The organism is Euzebyella marina, from assembly GCF_014855515.1.
GTDB lineage: Bacteria > Bacteroidota > Bacteroidia > Flavobacteriales > Flavobacteriaceae > Euzebyella > Euzebyella marina.
This window is the reverse complement of record NZ_JACYFK010000001.1, coordinates 1,275,834-1,292,086: the sequence shown is the minus strand read 5'-3', so window position 1 is coordinate 1,292,086 and position 16,253 is coordinate 1,275,834. Positions and strand designations below refer to the sequence as shown.

The 16,253-nt window shown below is 39.4% G+C and carries 12 protein-coding genes; 7 read left to right on the top strand and 5 right to left on the bottom strand.

The genetic code is table 11. From position 1 onward, the window contains the following. Positions 1-45 precede the first annotated feature (45 nt). The 3 genes from glmS to IL356_RS05165 all read right to left on the bottom strand — a co-directional run bounded on the left by glmS (position 46) and on the right by IL356_RS05165 (position 4,706). Positions 46-1,893 carry a glutamine--fructose-6-phosphate transaminase (isomerizing) gene (glmS, locus tag IL356_RS05175; RefSeq protein ID WP_121850481.1) on the bottom strand — a complete coding sequence of 616 codons (1,848 nt, stop codon included), beginning with the start codon at positions 1,891-1,893 and terminating at the stop codon, positions 46-48. 147 nt (positions 1,894-2,040) lie between these two features. Further along, positions 2,041-3,891, bottom strand: a complete 1,851-nt coding sequence (locus IL356_RS05170; protein WP_121850482.1) for a DUF4270 domain-containing protein — start codon at positions 3,889-3,891, stop codon at positions 2,041-2,043. A 5-nt stretch (positions 3,892-3,896) separates the two neighbouring features. Further along, the gene (locus IL356_RS05165; protein WP_121850483.1) at positions 3,897-4,706 is read right to left on the bottom strand and encodes a glycogen/starch synthase; all 810 of its coding nucleotides are present in this window, start codon (positions 4,704-4,706) and stop codon (positions 3,897-3,899) included. Between the two features lie 101 nt (positions 4,707-4,807). Between IL356_RS05165 and panC the strand changes: the two genes are divergently transcribed. From panC to radA, 6 genes are all read left to right on the top strand, one after another. Next, a complete protein-coding gene (gene panC / locus IL356_RS05160; protein WP_121850484.1) occupies positions 4,808-5,653 on the top strand; it encodes a pantoate--beta-alanine ligase in 846 nt (281 codons plus the stop codon). A gap of 61 nt (positions 5,654-5,714) precedes the next feature. Then, positions 5,715-6,065: an aspartate 1-decarboxylase gene (gene panD / locus IL356_RS05155; RefSeq protein ID WP_121850485.1), complete on the top strand. Its 351-nt coding sequence runs from the start codon at positions 5,715-5,717 to the stop codon at positions 6,063-6,065. 3 nt (positions 6,066-6,068) lie between these two features. Further along, positions 6,069-7,034 (top strand): lysylphosphatidylglycerol synthase transmembrane domain-containing protein, encoded by a 966-nt coding sequence (locus IL356_RS05150; RefSeq protein WP_121850486.1) that lies wholly within the window; start codon positions 6,069-6,071, stop codon positions 7,032-7,034. Positions 7,035-7,048: 14 nt separating this feature from the next. Further along, positions 7,049-8,191 (top strand): alpha/beta hydrolase, encoded by a 1,143-nt coding sequence (locus tag IL356_RS05145; protein WP_121850487.1) that lies wholly within the window; start codon positions 7,049-7,051, stop codon positions 8,189-8,191. A gap of 176 nt (positions 8,192-8,367) precedes the next feature. Continuing rightward, entirely contained in the window at positions 8,368-10,590 is a 2,223-nt protein-coding gene (locus tag IL356_RS05140; protein WP_162987957.1) for a polysaccharide lyase family 8 super-sandwich domain-containing protein, read from the top strand. A 91-nt stretch (positions 10,591-10,681) separates the two neighbouring features. Next, positions 10,682-12,043: a DNA repair protein RadA gene (radA, locus tag IL356_RS05135; protein ID WP_121850489.1), complete on the top strand. Its 1,362-nt coding sequence runs from the start codon at positions 10,682-10,684 to the stop codon at positions 12,041-12,043. A gap of 97 nt (positions 12,044-12,140) precedes the next feature. Here radA and IL356_RS05130 read toward each other — a convergent pair whose 3' ends face one another. Together IL356_RS05130 and IL356_RS05125 are read right to left on the bottom strand one after the other, a co-directional pair. Then, a complete protein-coding gene (locus IL356_RS05130) occupies positions 12,141-13,181 on the bottom strand; it encodes an NADP(H)-dependent aldo-keto reductase (protein ID WP_121850490.1) in 1,041 nt (346 codons plus the stop codon). A gap of 75 nt (positions 13,182-13,256) precedes the next feature. After that, positions 13,257-14,021: an exodeoxyribonuclease III gene (locus IL356_RS05125; RefSeq protein ID WP_121850491.1), complete on the bottom strand. Its 765-nt coding sequence runs from the start codon at positions 14,019-14,021 to the stop codon at positions 13,257-13,259. 152 nt (positions 14,022-14,173) lie between these two features. Between IL356_RS05125 and IL356_RS05120 the strand changes: the two genes are divergently transcribed. After that, entirely contained in the window at positions 14,174-16,246 is a 2,073-nt protein-coding gene (locus IL356_RS05120) for a TonB-dependent receptor family protein (RefSeq protein WP_121850492.1), read from the top strand. Positions 16,247-16,253 lie beyond the last annotated feature (7 nt).

The window sequence follows — 16,253 nt, the reverse complement described above, 5'->3', positions numbered from 1 at the left end:
TAAGAACCGTGACCCTTAAAAAATATTGCTTATAAGTTGTTAAAATTACTCTACCGTAACCGATTTGGCCAAATTTCGTGGCTGGTCAACGTTGCAACCCCTCATTACCGCAATGTGGTATGATAATAGCTGCAGCGGAATGGTAGTAAGTAATGGCGAAAGACTTTCCAAAGTTTCTGGAACCTCTATAACATGATCGGCCAATTCTGTTACTTGCTCGTCACCTTCGGTAACGATAGCTATGATTTTTCCTTTTCTAGATTTTATCTCTTGAATATTACTGACCACTTTTTCATAATGCCCTTTTTTGGTAGCGATTACAAAAACCGGCATTTGATCATCTATTAGGGCTATGGGACCATGTTTCATTTCAGCCGCAGGATAACCTTCTGCATGAATATAACTTATCTCCTTCAACTTAAGTGCGCCCTCGAGTGCTACAGGAAAATTATACCCTCTACCCAAGTATAAACAATTGGTCGCATCTTTATAAACATCAGATATAATTTCAACTAGGGGATTTGATTCCAAGGCCTTTTCAACTTTGGCGGGAATAGTTTCCAACTCTGTTAAAAATTCATGGAACTTAGATTCTGAAAATTCACCTTTTTCCTTGGCCAATTTTAAGGCTATTAGCGTCAAAACTGTGATTTGAGTAGTAAATGCCTTGGTAGAAGCCACCCCAATTTCCGGCCCGGCATGCGTATAAGCTCCCGCATCGGTTTCTCTAGCTATAGAAGAACCAACTACATTACAAACGCCAAAAACAAACGCACCTTTTTCTTTTGCAAGTTTGATAGCTGCCAAGGTATCGGCAGTTTCTCCAGATTGCGAAATAGCAATCAAAACATCTTTATTTGTTATCACAGGATTTCTGTAACGAAATTCAGAAGCATACTCGACCTCGACCGGAACCCGTGCTAAATCTTCAAAAATATATTCGGCTACAAGACCGGCATGCCAAGACGTACCACAGGCAACGATAATTATTCTATTGGCATTCATGAATTTTTCTAGATGCTCATCAATACCGGCCATCTTGATAATACCTTGATCGGCACGCAAACGACCTCGATAGGTGTCTAAGATAGCCCTAGGTTGCTCATAAATTTCCTTCAACATAAAATGGTCATATCCGCCCTTCTCGATCTGTTCAATATTCATTTTGAGTTCAAGAATATTGGGGTAGGCTATCGCGTCATCCTTAATTTTACGTAATTTAATTTCTTTGCCCAGTCTTACAATGGCCATTTCTTCATCTTCAAGATAAACGGCATTGTTAGTGTACTCGATGAAAGGTGACGCATCCGAAGCGATAAAGTACTCATTTTCACCAATACCGATTGCTAAAGGGCTACCTAATTTAGCCACTACTATCTCATCTGGTTTTTGTTTATCAAATACGGCAATGGCATACGCGCCAACAACTTCATTTAAGGCTATTTGAACGGCCTTACCTAACTTTACATCTTCCTGTTTTTTGACTTCTTCAATCAGGTTAACTAGAACCTCGGTGTCGGTGTCGGACTGAAAAGTATAGCCTCTTTTTATCAACTCTTTTTTTATGGATTCATAGTTTTCAATGATCCCATTGTGTATAATGACCAAATTACCTGAATTCGAATAATGGGGGTGTGAGTTAACATCGTTGGGCACCCCGTGTGTTGCCCATCTTGTATGTCCCATACCTAAAGCCCCTGAAGTAGATATTGATTTATCGGCTTTCTTTTTAAGGTCTTCTACCTTCCCTTTAGTTTTTGATAAGTTGATATCTTCCCCGTCATATAATGCAATACCAGCACTATCATAACCTCGATATTCAAGTCTTCTAAGTCCTTTAATTATAATCGGATAAGCATCTCTATGACCGATATACCCTACTATTCCACACATATATTAGTAATTTATAGCTGAAGTGAGTTAGTGTTTCAAACAAATGTACAAGAACCTTTTAAAAACAACGGTTCTATAAAATGTTAAACGGGGTATTTTCTTGAATAGTATGTTGAATTCAAGAGAAGAAAATTGACGCTAACTACTCTACTCTACCTCAGTATAGAATATTTCAAGCTTAAGCTTTTTATCTAAATTTTCAGGGGCAACATTGCTGCCGTAAAGTACAGTTCCTAATGGGCTGAGGGTTGACGTTAAAGGAACTTCTTCCTCGCTATCATCGGGCAAAATGGAGTTACGCAACCCCGTTCTGTTTAATGCGGAAGCTATAGATAAACCTAACGTGGCATTCTGAGCGTCTCTAACAATCAAGTCATTAATGTGCTCGGTAATTTTAATGGTATATTTTAATGCTTTACCAGCACTTGTTCTTTCAAGCTTGCCATCATAATCAAAAATTCTGACTGATTGATCATTCTGATTTGAAGGTATTCCATAGACCGGATAAGTGGTCTCTGTATTGTACAAATACAAACTAGGAGGCGTAGCAACATCACTATTATCATCTACATACAATACTAAATTGGCCTCATTAATAATCCAATTGTTTGACTTAATCTGATTAATTACAGAACGGCCATTCTCTTCATCAAAAAGCTTTATTTCGGCCATTGTACCTGAGCCACCCTTAAGGTATATCTTTTCTGCATTTTCTTCACTTGTAATAGCATCAGAAATTTCAGCTGGGTAACTTTCATTAATATAGGTATTGGCAGCATTGCCATTAACCTGACCAGTAGCCTGACCAGTACTACCAACCACAGCAGTTAAAAAATTCAAGACATAATCACGCTTGCCATTACCTTCTGTTACAACACCATTAGAATCGGCAGTGTCGTAACTGTATGAAATGGTAATATTTGCATTCTTAATGTCGAACAGCATCATTACCTCATTAGACACCCCGTTTAACGATAAATGAATACCCCGAAAAAAGTCTTTGAAATTTTCTTGATTCAAGAGCTCTGCACTTCCCTCTTTATTAATGAAATTATTTTGGAAAAATTCATTGCTTAATTGAACCCTGATCCCAGGATTCAGATAAGTGAAGTTTTCCGACTCATCGACATCTTCAGTTGAAGCATCATCTCTACTTTTAAGAGCTATCTGATCTGGGTTAATTGTTACTTCCCCGTCGAATAGTAAGCTATCAACAAAAGTTGGAGAAAATTCTTGATTGCTATAATATTCTTGAGCCTCTTGAAAGTTAGCATTAGGGTCTAAATCACGCAGATAGTAGCTTGACCTTTCAACTCTTAAATTTAAGGGGCCTACCGCTGTAGATGGGCCATACAATTTTCCATCCACAAAAAGACTATCAATATCAAGTGTTTTTTTGTATTGGTTGGCGGTAAAATCATCATCTTCTGCATCTCCAATATTATCGTCGTCGGTATCAGAATCATTAGGGTCGGTTCCACGATTTATTTCTTGCGCATCTGACAGTCCGTCACCATCAGAGTCACCTGCCGGGTCATCGGGATACTGGTCCAGTTCATCTACCAGCCCGTCACCATCAGAGTCCCCTCCTGGGTTTGTCAAAAAAGGTATATAGAGATAAACAGAGTCGATTTTTTCGTTTTCGGGAATTTGCGTAGCGATTGTACTACTCGGATTATCTTCTTGAGCTTGTGAATTTATCCCAAAAGTCGGATTTACACTTGACAACTGCACTTGCGAAGTTACACTAGCCGTTGTTTTACCATAAACAGGATGAGTAAAAGAACCCAATTGATAAATAGGCAATTTATTGGTACTTACGGCCTTTATCTTTTTGTTGTAGGCATAAACATCAAAAACAGCCTTATCAGTAATAAAAGGTGAACTGCCAATTACCCCAGACCCAATAGTGGTAGGATCCTGTTCGCAAGACACTACAAAGGCCATTAGAAAACCCACTGCCAAAGCAGCAAAAATTGAATTCTTTAAAAATGTCATTCGGACTATTTTAAAACTTCAGTGTTATAAAAATTAGCATACGCTTCTTCAAACTCTTGCAAAGAAACGTAAGGCAACACCGGTTTTTCTAGGTTGGAAATATGGTCTTTCAAGTCTGCCGGAATTTCTTCCGCGGCTAAAATAACGGCATCGGAATGATCTACGGCAACTTTTAACAAATTATTATACGTAGGGGTTTCAAGAGCAGAAATACTTTCTTCGGGTATACCATCGAAAGCTATTTTTTTGATCATATCTTTTTCCAATTCACCCTCGAATGACTTACCGTAAACAGAAATTACGATTTTACTTGTATCAAAAAGAGGCTCATCGGCGTAATACTTTTTCAGATATAGAGGCAAAAGAGAGGCCATCCAACCATGAACATGTATAATATCGGGAGTCCAATTCAACTTTTTCACCGTTTCGACAACGCCCTTGGCAAAAAAGATAGCTCGCTGGTCATTGTCGGGAAATAAATTGCCGTCAGCATCGGAGAAAGTCGCCTTTCTTTTGAAGTATTCGTCATTATCTATGAAATATACCTGAATTCTTTCTCTGGGAATAGAAGCCACCTTGATAATCAAAGGCATATCCATATCATTGATAACCAAATTCATGCCCGACAATCGAATGACTTCATGCAATTGGTGCCTTCTCTCATTGATATTGCCGTACCTTGGCATAAAAATCCGAATCTGGCCACCGTTACTGTTTACCATCCTCGGAGTTTCGTAAGACATTAAGGAAACTTCGTTCTCCGGAAGATAGGGTACTAATTCCGACGATACGAACAATATCTTTTTACCATTCATGTATTTTGCTTTTTTCTTTTGGTGTAACGTGGCTGCAAAATTACAAAAATTATGCAGATTAGCTGTAATATAGTAAGTTTGCTCGCTTTTAAATAAAACCCATGTTGATTTGCAGCACCAAGAATGAGTTAAAAAAAGCGGTAGCAGGCTTAGAACCAACGAACACCTTAGGCCTTGTCCCTACTATGGGCGCCCTACATCAAGGGCATATTTCTTTGGTGAAAATGGCCGTCGACGAAAACGCACTAACTGTCGTAAGCATTTTTGTAAACCCGACCCAATTTGACAAACAAGAAGATCTTGAGAAGTACCCCAAAACGCTCGAGGCCGATCTCGACCTTCTTAAGAACGTTTCCGATGAGCTCATAATTTTCACCCCCTCAGAATCGGAGATGTACGGAAATCAAGTAGAATCAAAAGCCTATGATTTCGAAGGTTTAGATCAAGTTATGGAGGGTGCCTTTAGAGACGATCATTTCAATGGTGTCGGAACCATAGTGGAGGCCCTTTTAAGATTGGTCGAACCGAACAAAGCCTATTTTGGGGAAAAAGACTTTCAGCAGTTGCAAATTATAAAGAAACTGGTTGAACAAAAACAGATTCCTGTAGAAATAATACCCTGTCCGATAGTTAGGGAAGCGCACGGTCTGGCAATGAGTTCGCGCAATGAAAGGTTGGGCTCTGCTCTTCGACTAAAAGCAGGTTTTATTTACGAAACCTTGTTGACTGCCAAGACAAAATTTGGCATGAAAAGTGCTATTTATGTGAAGGATTGGGTGACTAGCGCATTTGAAAAACAACCGGAATTAGAACTGGAATATTTTGAAATCGCCAATGTTAAAACATTGAAACCGATCGAAGAAAAACTGAAATCTGAAAAATATAGGGCCTTTATTGCCGTTTATGCCGGAGGGGTGCGACTGATAGACAACATTGCCCTTAACTAATGACCTTTGAGCAACCGAAAGCCAGAAGTGTCATCGCAAAATTTATATTTACCTTTGTGCCATGCAAATAGAAGTTGTAAAATCTAAAATTCACCGAGTTAAAGTTACTGGCGCCGACCTAAATTATATCGGTAGTATTACTATAGATGAAGACCTTATGGACGCTGCTAATATCATCAGGGGCGAAAAGGTACAAATCGTTAACAATAACAACGGTGAAAGGCTAGAAACTTATGCAATACCAGGACCAAGAAACAGTGGTGAAGTAACCTTAAACGGGGCAGCAGCCAGAAAAGTTGCCGTTGGCGACATACTGATCTTAATCACCTATGCTTGGATGGATATCAAAGAAGCGAAAGAATTTAATCCCGCCTTGGTTTTTCCTAACGAACAGAACAACTTGTTGAATTAATCATTGAAGACGACCCTCACAAAAATACTTAAGACCTTACTCCCAATTGCATTGGGAGTTTTTTTGGTTTTATACTGGTACTATTCCACATCAGAAGAGGAGATAAAGCAAATTATTTTTTATATCAAGAATGCTGATTTGCTCTGGGTAGGTGCTTCGATGATACTTGGCATTCTAGGCCATATCTCAAGAGCTATACGATGGAATTGTCTTTTACAGCCTTTGGGCTATCGGCCAAAAATCATCAATAACACTTTCATCATTTTAATGGCCTACCTCACCAACCTTGGCATTCCCAGGGCTGGGGAAATTTTGAGAGCCACGGCACTAACCACCTACGAAGGGGTTCCGTTCGATAAAGGAATCGGAACGATTATTACCGAAAGGGTTATCGATGTAATCATGCTTTTGCTTGTTATACTGATAACGTTATTATTACAGACCGATATTATTTTAGGTTATTTAGACAACATTGGCATACCCTTAAATAAAATCTTGTTATTACTGGCATTGGCTGTTTTAGTCGGTATTCTTTTCTTGGTTTTCATTAAAAAGTCTACCAAACCTTTTGCAGTTCGGTTAAAATCATTTCTAAAAGGCCTTTCGGACGGTGTTCTGAGCATTTTTAAAATGGAAAAAAAGTGGGCGTTCATTGCTCACACCGTGTTTATTTGGGCATGCTATATTGGCATGCTGTGGGTCATTAAATTTACGGTGCCCGAGACATTGGGCCTTACCACCAGCGAACTGCTTGTCGCCTTCTTAGCCGGCTCTCTGGCGATGATGTTTACCAATGGCGGTATAGGGCTATATCCACTGGCCATCAGCAAAGCACTCGCCATTTACGGAATCAGCAAGGTTTCGGGAGACGCTTATGGTTGGATTATGTGGATTGCCCAGACTTTAATGGTTGTTGTATTTGGTGCAATATCTTTTCTGCTATTACCGTTATTGAACAGAAATAGATAGCCAAACATTTAACCATGCTACGCAAATTTACTTTTATCGCACTTTTGGTGTGTTCCGGTATATACGGTCAAGTTACCCAAGAAATATTCGAATCTTTCAAACTACAAGAAAGAAGAGATGTGAGATATTATTTTCCAGAGGACTATGACAAGGAAAAAAAATATCCTCTTATTGTAGTGCTCGATGCCGAATATTTGTTCGATCAAGTGGTAGCCAATGCCAAATTCTACAACCAATTTCATGGTATGCCCGCGAGTATTGTAGTAGGTATCGATCAAAGTAAAAAAAGCATACGTTTCGATGATTGCGCATGGAATGAAGAAGATGGTCTTCCTTCAGAAAAAGGAAAGTTGTTTTTCGAATTTTTAGGAATGGAAATCATTCCATATCTAGACTTGAACTACAGTACGGCGCCATTTAAGATGGTAGTTGGTTATGACATTACAGCCAATTATACCAATTACTGGTTGTTTAAAGAAAACTCTCTTTTTAATGCCTACATCAATATTTCTCCCACTTTGGCTCCAGAAATGGAAAATAGGGTTCCTTCTCGCTTGTCGGCTTTCGATAAACAAATGTTCTACGAACTAATAGTGGAAGGCGAAAAAAATAAAGATACCCCCAGAATAATGGCAATGCACAATGCTATTAAGGCAATCGAAAAAGAAACCCTGCACTACAACTTTCATCAATATGAGAGTGCAGACCACATTTCTGTAGCCACCTATGGTATCGGTAAGGCCTTCGATAATATATTCGGCATGTTCAAACCCATAAGTCCAAAAGAATATAAAGAAGAAATTTTGACCTCAGAAGACCCTGTATTTAAATATTTAGAGAATAAATACAAGGGCATTGAAGAATTGTTCGGCATTCAAAAGACAGTCGACCTCAACGATATAATGGCCATCTACGCGGCCAGCAGAAAAAAGGAAGATATCGAATCGTTAAAACCGCTATCAGATCTTTGCAAGAAAGAGTTTCCTGACACCATGATGGGCTTTTATTTCGAAGGAGAATATTATGAGCAATTAGGGGAACCTAAAAAAGCTCTCAAAACTTTTGAAAAAGCTTTCGGAATGGATGAGATTGATTTCTTGACCAAAGAAATGGCCCTTGAAAAAATTGACGCTTTAAAGGCTGACTTCGGGTATTAGAATTTAACCCTTAAACTCCTATTTATCACCTACCTTTAAAAGACATTAGACAACTAATTAATTGACGTAGTTACTATTGGTTTTTGTATCTTCAAAGGAATTTACCTTTAAATTCTCTTCCTGAAGGAAACCTTACAACCTCCCTTGGGGCAGACCAACAACCAAGAACTGTCAAAATGATTAACAAAATTAGGGTGTACGCATTATGCCTAATGTGCTTACTATCCCACCTAATCCTGTTTAGTAACGAGCTCGATTTACAAACAATCAAGAAAAGGGTTGTTTCCTCTATATTAGACCCAGTATCAAACAACGATGTCGAAAAAATTCTTTCTTCAATAAAGGATAACGGCACATGGCCAGAAATTGACTATAGCGATGTATCAAGAGAAGGTTTTCTACATCGTTTTCACGCCAGCAACATTCTTACCCTTGCAAAGTCATATAGAACAGATTCTTCCCGGTTCTTTAAAAAACCTCAAGTTAAAAATACGATTATAAAGGCTCTTAAACACTGGGCTGACAATGATTACATATGTGATAACTGGTGGTATAATCAGATTGGCATTCCTGATTTAATGGTAAGAATATGTCTGCTTATGAATGACGATTTACCTTCAGATTTAATTAATGAGCTACAACCTATTATCAACAGGGCCAATGTGAATGCTCAAGGGGCAAGACCTGGGGGCGACAGGGTAAAAATAGCCGGTATTGAGGCTAAAAATATGTTGTTTCTAGATAATCATGAAAATTTCAAACATGTCATTAAAGTGATTGAAAATGAAATAAAGCGTGTACCATGGATTGGTGACACTTTTGGTTATGGATTTAGAGACGGCGAAGGAGGTTTTGGTAGCAGAGAAGCAAATGGTAGGGGTATTCAGTACGACAATAGTTTTCACCATAGAGGAGATGGGGTCAACAATACCTTGTCATACGGTCTGGGATATGCCAGTGCATTTATCGAGTGGGCCGTCTTTGTTGATGACACCCAATATTCATTTTCAAACTCCAAAATAGAAGAGTTGACCGATTACTTTTTAGATGGTATTTGTAAGACCTCCATATATGGCAAATTTCCTGATCCAGGTGCTAAAAATAGAAGTATGAGCAGACCTGGATCTCTAAAACCTTTTAATCCTGACATGCCTGAAAAGCTATTATCGCTTTCCGATTATAGAAAAAAAGAATTACGGTCGATAATTAATCTTAGGCAAGATAAAAAGGGCGATATAATTTCCCACGCCACCTATTTTAGACATTCCGAGCACTTTACATTTCAACGTCCAAATTTCTTTACATCTGTGCGAATGTATTCTACCAGAGTGCACAACATGGAAGAACCTTACAATAGTGAAGGATTAATGAACCACTACAGGGGCGATGGTGCCAACCATATTTCAATTTCTGGTGATGAGTATTTCGACATCTGGCCTGTCTACGATTATCGCAAGATTCCTGGAGCCACCATTGCCCAAAATGACAAAATGCCAACCCCTAAAGAAATTACTAAATTAGGGCATACAGATTTTGTAGGAGCGGTAACCGACGGCACATATGGCGCGGTGGCATTCGACTTTAAAACATTAAGCGATACTCTAACTGCCAGAAAATCTTGGTTCTTTTTTGACACAGAGTTTGTTTGTCTAGGGGCCGGTATTTCGGCCGATAATGATAGTGATAAAATCGTAACAACATTAAATCAAACATTGCTACGAAGTCAACCTGCTGTTTTCAGTAATAATACCCTACTAGAATTAAAACCAGGTATAGAAAAGATTGATAACACCAGCTGGGTATTTCAAGATGGCATAGGATACGTATTTCCCAAACCAACAACGGTATATGTAAAAAATCAACAAGAAAGTGGAAGTTGGTGGAGAATCAATAAACAAGTCACATCCTCCAAAGAACAAATTTCCAAAGATGTGTTTGCCATATGGTTAGATCATGGGGCGAAACCCAAAAACCTGTCTTATCAATACATAGTAAAGCCGGCAACCACAATAGATAACTTAAAGAATTCAGATATCAACGAGGCTATATCCATCCTTTCAAACACCCCTTACCTACAGGCCGTAAAAAATAACGACCTAGGCATTTATCAAGTGGTTTTTTATAAGGGAGGCACAATTAAACTTAACGAATATCTAGAACTAACCTCAACTACTCCGGGAATAGTTATGCTAAAAATCGATGGAAATAACATAAACCAAATATCAGTTTCTGATCCAAACAGAGAACTTTTACAAATGCAGCTTACAGTATCTGCCAAAATAAACGAACAAGGGGAGCACTTTTCGGCAAAGTGGGAAAAACGTGAAAAACAATCCCACATAAAAATTAATATGCCAGTGGGTGTTGATGCCGGCAGTACAGTTACCCTGCAACTTTAATCTAATGACCATTTAACCACATTCACTTCTTAAGAAGCCAAGTAATCTATAATTTACTCATTACCTTTACCCTATTCTTAAAAGGTAGTTCATGCCCAAAACAAAAACCGCTTATTTCTGTCAAAATTGTGGTGCCCAGTACTCCAAGTGGGTCGGTCAATGTAGTTCTTGCAAACAATGGAATACAGTTGTAGAAGAGTTAGTTCAGAAGGAGGAAAAGCAAAGTTGGAAAACTACTTCGAACACCGCCAAAAAAGTTTCTAAACCCCTTCGTGTAAATGAAATTAGCACCGATAAGGAACTGAGGTTAAATACTTTTGACCTTGAGTTCAACAGGGTTCTAGGCGGAGGTTTGGTTCCTGGTGCTTTGGTGCTATTGGGTGGCGAACCTGGTGTTGGAAAAAGTACATTATTACTGCAAATCGCTTTAAAACTACCCTATAGAACATTGTACGTTTCGGGGGAGGAAAGCCAAAAGCAGATAAAAATGCGTGCTGACCGCATACACCCCGATAGCGAGAATTGTTATATTCTGACCGAGACAAAAACACAGAACATTTTTCGCCAAATAGAAGCCACGGAACCTGATATTGTGGTAATCGATTCCATTCAAACCTTACACTCCGATTATATAGAATCTGCCGCCGGAAGTATTTCTCAAATTAGGGAATGTACCGCCGAACTGATGAAATTTGCCAAAGAAACGAATACCCCGGTCATTTTGATCGGTCATATCACCAAAGACGGATCAATAGCCGGCCCTAAGATATTGGAGCATATGGTAGACACGGTTCTACAGTTCGAGGGAGACAGAAATTACGTCTACAGAATTTTGCGGTCTTTAAAAAATAGATTTGGATCTACCGCAGAACTTGGTATTTACGAAATGCAGGGCGCTGGCCTTCGAGAGGTCAATAACCCTTCTGAAATATTGATCTCAAAAAACGAAGAGAAACTAAGTGGTACGGCAATCGCTTCTACTATCGAGGGTATGCGGCCATTAATGATAGAAATACAGGCATTAGTCAGCACTGCAGTTTATGGCACCCCGCAAAGGTCGACTACTGGCTACAACGCAAAAAGACTTAATATGCTTCTGGCCGTCTTGGAAAAAAGGGCCGGTTTTAAACTGGGGGCGAAAGACGTCTTCTTGAACATTACAGGTGGAATATCTGTTGACGACCCCGCTATTGACCTTGCCGTAATTGCCGCCATACTCTCAAGCAATGAAGATATTCCAATTGAAAAGGGAGTCTGTTTTGCCGCCGAAGTAGGTCTGGCAGGAGAAATAAGGCCCGTACAACGAGTTGACCAACGAATCTTGGAAGCTGAAAAATTGGGCTTCACCTCGATCTACGTATCAAAAAACAATAAGATTAGTTTAAAGAATACAAAAATAGCCGTTCACAAAGCTGCTAGAATCGAAGATGTTGTTGGCGATTTATTCGGCTAGCGCCTATCTCTCATAATTCTAGCGCAAACTAAAATGACCAAAATTACCAAGACAATTAGCACCAATTGCCCTAACCCTACTTTTAAGAAAATCATACTTATGGTGCCGGATTAGGGATTTGATTATGAATCTCTTCTATACCTTTTAGCACATCGTCTGTCAGTTTAACATCGATACTACCTATATTTTCTTTCAATTGAGTCATGGTAGTCGCACCCACTATGTTGCTTGTTACGAATGGTCGCGTATTAACGAACGCCAAAGCCATCTGAGTAAGCGACAGGTTGTTTTCTTTTGCCAGTTGATGATACTTTTCCGTAGCTTTCACCGCCGTTTCACTACTATATCTATTGTATTGCGGAAAAAGACTGATTCGTCCGTTAGCTGGTTTCATTCCACCTAGGTATTTTCCTGATAAGGTACCGAAACCTAAAGGGGAATAGGCCAACAATCCGATTTTCTCCCTCATGGAAATCTCAGAAAGACCTACCTCGAACAATCGGTTCAATAAATTGTAGGGGTTTTGAATAGTCAAGGAGCGTGGTAGCCCAGCATGCACCTTACTTTCCATCAAAAAACGCATCGTACCCCATGGGGTTTCGTTCGATATTCCTATGTGTCGAATTTTCCCTTCCCTTACCAAATCACGAAGAGTTTCCAATACTTGATGAATGTTGTCTTGCCAATGGTCAGAAACATCGTGTTTATAACCCCTCTTTCCAAAATAGTTGGTGTTTCTTTCTGGCCAATGAAGTTGATAAAGGTCGATATAGTCTGTTTGCAAGCGACCCAAGCTACCTTCGACCGCCTCAATTATCGACTCTTTACTAAAACCCGTTGTGCGAATGAACTTGGTCATCTCCGCCTTTCCGGCAATCTTCGAGGCCAAAATAATTTTATCGCGATTGCCGTTCTTCTTAAACCAAGTGCCAATAATTTTTTCTGTGACCGAATGCCTATCGGGATGGGCAGGAATGGGATAAAGCTCGGCGGTATCAAAAAAATTGATTCCTTGATCAACAGCATAATCCATTTGCTCATGACCTTCAGCCTCCGTATTTTGATTTCCCCAGGTCATTGTACCTAGGCAAATTTTACTTACTTCAATATCGGTGTGCGGAAGTTGGGTGTACTTCATGTTGTTTATTTGGGGTGTTGTTTCTTGAAAAACCCAAATTTAAGCAAAACCTATGGCCTAAGTCTGTTGCTCAGGTTAATTTTCGATTTCTAGTAAAATCGGACAGTGGTCACTATGTTTGGCATCTTTAAGAATAACAGACCTTTTAAGTTGATCCCTTAATGGTTCGGCTACCATGCCATAATCAAGGCGCCAGCCTTTATTGTTTGCCCGGGCATTGGCCCTATAACTCCACCAAGTATAATTATCAGCTTCTTTGTTGAAGTGACGAAAACTATCTATAAACCCGCTATTAATAAAATTACCTATCCATTCACGTTCAACAGGTAGAAACCCTGATACGTTTTTTAAGCCTACAGGGTTGTGAATATCAATTGCCTTATGGCAAATATTGAAGTCGCCTACAACAACAAGGTTCGGATGGTTCTTTCTGAGCTCTTCGGTATATTTCTGAAAATCGGCCATATAGGTCAATTTATGTTCAAGACGGGCTAAGTTAGTACCTGATGGCAGATACATGCTCATGACCGACAAATTTCCAAAATCGCACCTTATGTTCCTTCCCTCAAAATCCATGTAATCAATGCCGGTGCCAACTTGTATGAAATCGGGTTTAATCTTTGATAAAATGGCCACACCGCTATAGCCTTTCTTTTGGGCACTGAACCAATAATGATAAGGAAAGCCTGCGGCTTCAAAAAGGGTAAGATCAAGCTGCTCTTTCATGGCCTTTATCTCTTGTAAACAGACAACATCAGGTTTGACGGCCTGCAACCAATTCAAAAGACCTTTGTTTAAAGCTGCACGCACCCCATTTACGTTATAAGAAACTATTTTCATGCATTTGAAGAATTAATGGCAAAATAGGTATTAGCCCAGTATTAAAAAAACGTGTGGTGAGTTTACCCGTTCTCCGCTTATTTCAAAGAAGCACTCTATTTACGACTGGTTAAGATTTTAGCCGTATTTTTGGTACTTACCCAGCCTCATAAATGAAAGCACTTACATTCCCCTTTTTACTTTTTACCGCCTTAGTCTTTGCCCAAAACAATTCACAAAATGATAGTATCACCCAACTGGATGAAGTGATATTGTTAGATGCCTTGAAAACCAAAAATGCCATAGGTATTGAGCCATCTTCGGTTATATCGGCCCAAATATTCCAGAATTATAGCCCTGCCGATTTGGCTTCTTCGGTAAATCAAATACCGGGAGTTTTCATTCTCTCCGGAGCTTTGAACACCAACCGTATAACTATTAGGGGTATAGGCAGTAGAACTGCTTTTGGCACCGATAAGCTCAAATTATATTATAACGATATTCCTGTAACAGATGGTTCAGGTTTTTCGACCATCGAGGCCTTTGACTTAGAAAACCTGAGTCAGATTGAGGTCATTAAAGGCCCGAAGGCATCTTCTTTTGGCTCCAACCTTGGGGGCGCCATAATTTTAACACCAAAAAAGGCCATTGGCAATTCGACCAACCTGAATAACAATTTTACAGTGGGCTCATTCGGAATGATAAAGAACAATCTTTCGTTCAATCATAATGACGGCAAGTTACGGGTCGGCCTTCAGTATGGCCATATGGAAACTGATGGCTATCGTGATAACAGCCGTTTTGACAGAGACGGATTGTTGCTTAATACATCTTACAAGATCAATGATAAAAATACGCTTGGTCTCTTGGTCAACCATATTGACTATACTGCGCACATCGCCAGTTCTATCGGAGCAACGGCGTTTGCAGAAGACCCAACACAGGCCGCCGCCAATTGGGGAGGCGTTTCGGGTTACGAGGCAAATAACTATACTTTGGTAGGCTTGAACTATAAACGCTCGATCAGTGAGCATTTGTCGAATTCTACCAGTGTTTTCTATAGTTATTTAGATCACTTTGAAAAAAGGCCCAGACCTTTAGGTTTTCTTGATGAACATACAAATGGTTACGGAATTCGAACCAACTTTACCGGTGATTTCTCCATTTTCGAAACGGTTACGGAATATTCTTTTGGAGGGGAGCTTTATAAAGATGAGTATGATTGGGCCTTATATGAAACTCTTGAAACAGAAAGTAACGGCAGCCTACAAGGCAATTTGTTCGCTGACAATAAAGAGTTCAGGAGGCAACTCAACTTATTTGGCACTGTATTATTTCCAATAACAGAAAAATTAAGTTCACAGTTGGGCTTCAACATCAATAAGACCAGCTACGATTTTCGTGATAAATTTAATACGGGTGCGGCCAATACGAGTGCAGAACGAAGTTTTAAAACCATCTTTTTGCCAAGTTTGAACCTTCAATATAGCATGAACGAAGACCTGCAATTCTTCACGAATATCAGTAGAGGTTTTTCTAACCCTACAGTCGAACAAACTCTCACCCCAGAAGGTGTGATCAACCCAGATATAGCGCAAGAAATCGGCATCAATTATGAAATCGGAACAGAGCTGTTTTTACATCAAAAACGGTTTCATTTAAATCTAGTGGGCTATCAAATGGATGTAAAAAACCTTTTAGTGGCCGAAAGAGTTGCCGAAGACCAATATATTGGCAGAAATGCAGGTAAGACCAAACACAGGGGGTTAGAAATCACCATGGATTATAGGTGGAATATAAATTCAAACATAGTTTTATCGCCATTTTTGAGCTTTACCCTCAATGACCATAAGTTCGTAGACTTTGTTGACGAAGATGAAGTGTATTCTGGTAACCCTTTGACAGGAGTGCCAAAACAACAAAGAACAGCCGGTATTCAGCTGCGTTTGTTCCAAGACTTTTATTGGAATATTACCCACAGACATGTTTCGGAAATTCCCCTACGGGATGACAATAGTTTGGAAAGCGATCCTTATACCGTATTTACTACCAGATTAGGATACCACAAAAAATTGACACCCAAATTTACATTGGGTGCCGATTTCGGAATCAATAATATTTTTGATGAAGTTTATGCCTCGTCAGTTCTTATCAATGCCGGAAGTTTTGGCGGTGAACCCCGCTATTACTATCCCGGTGATGCAAGAAATTATTACGGCAGCCTACGATTGGGTTATCAGCTGTAATTATTTA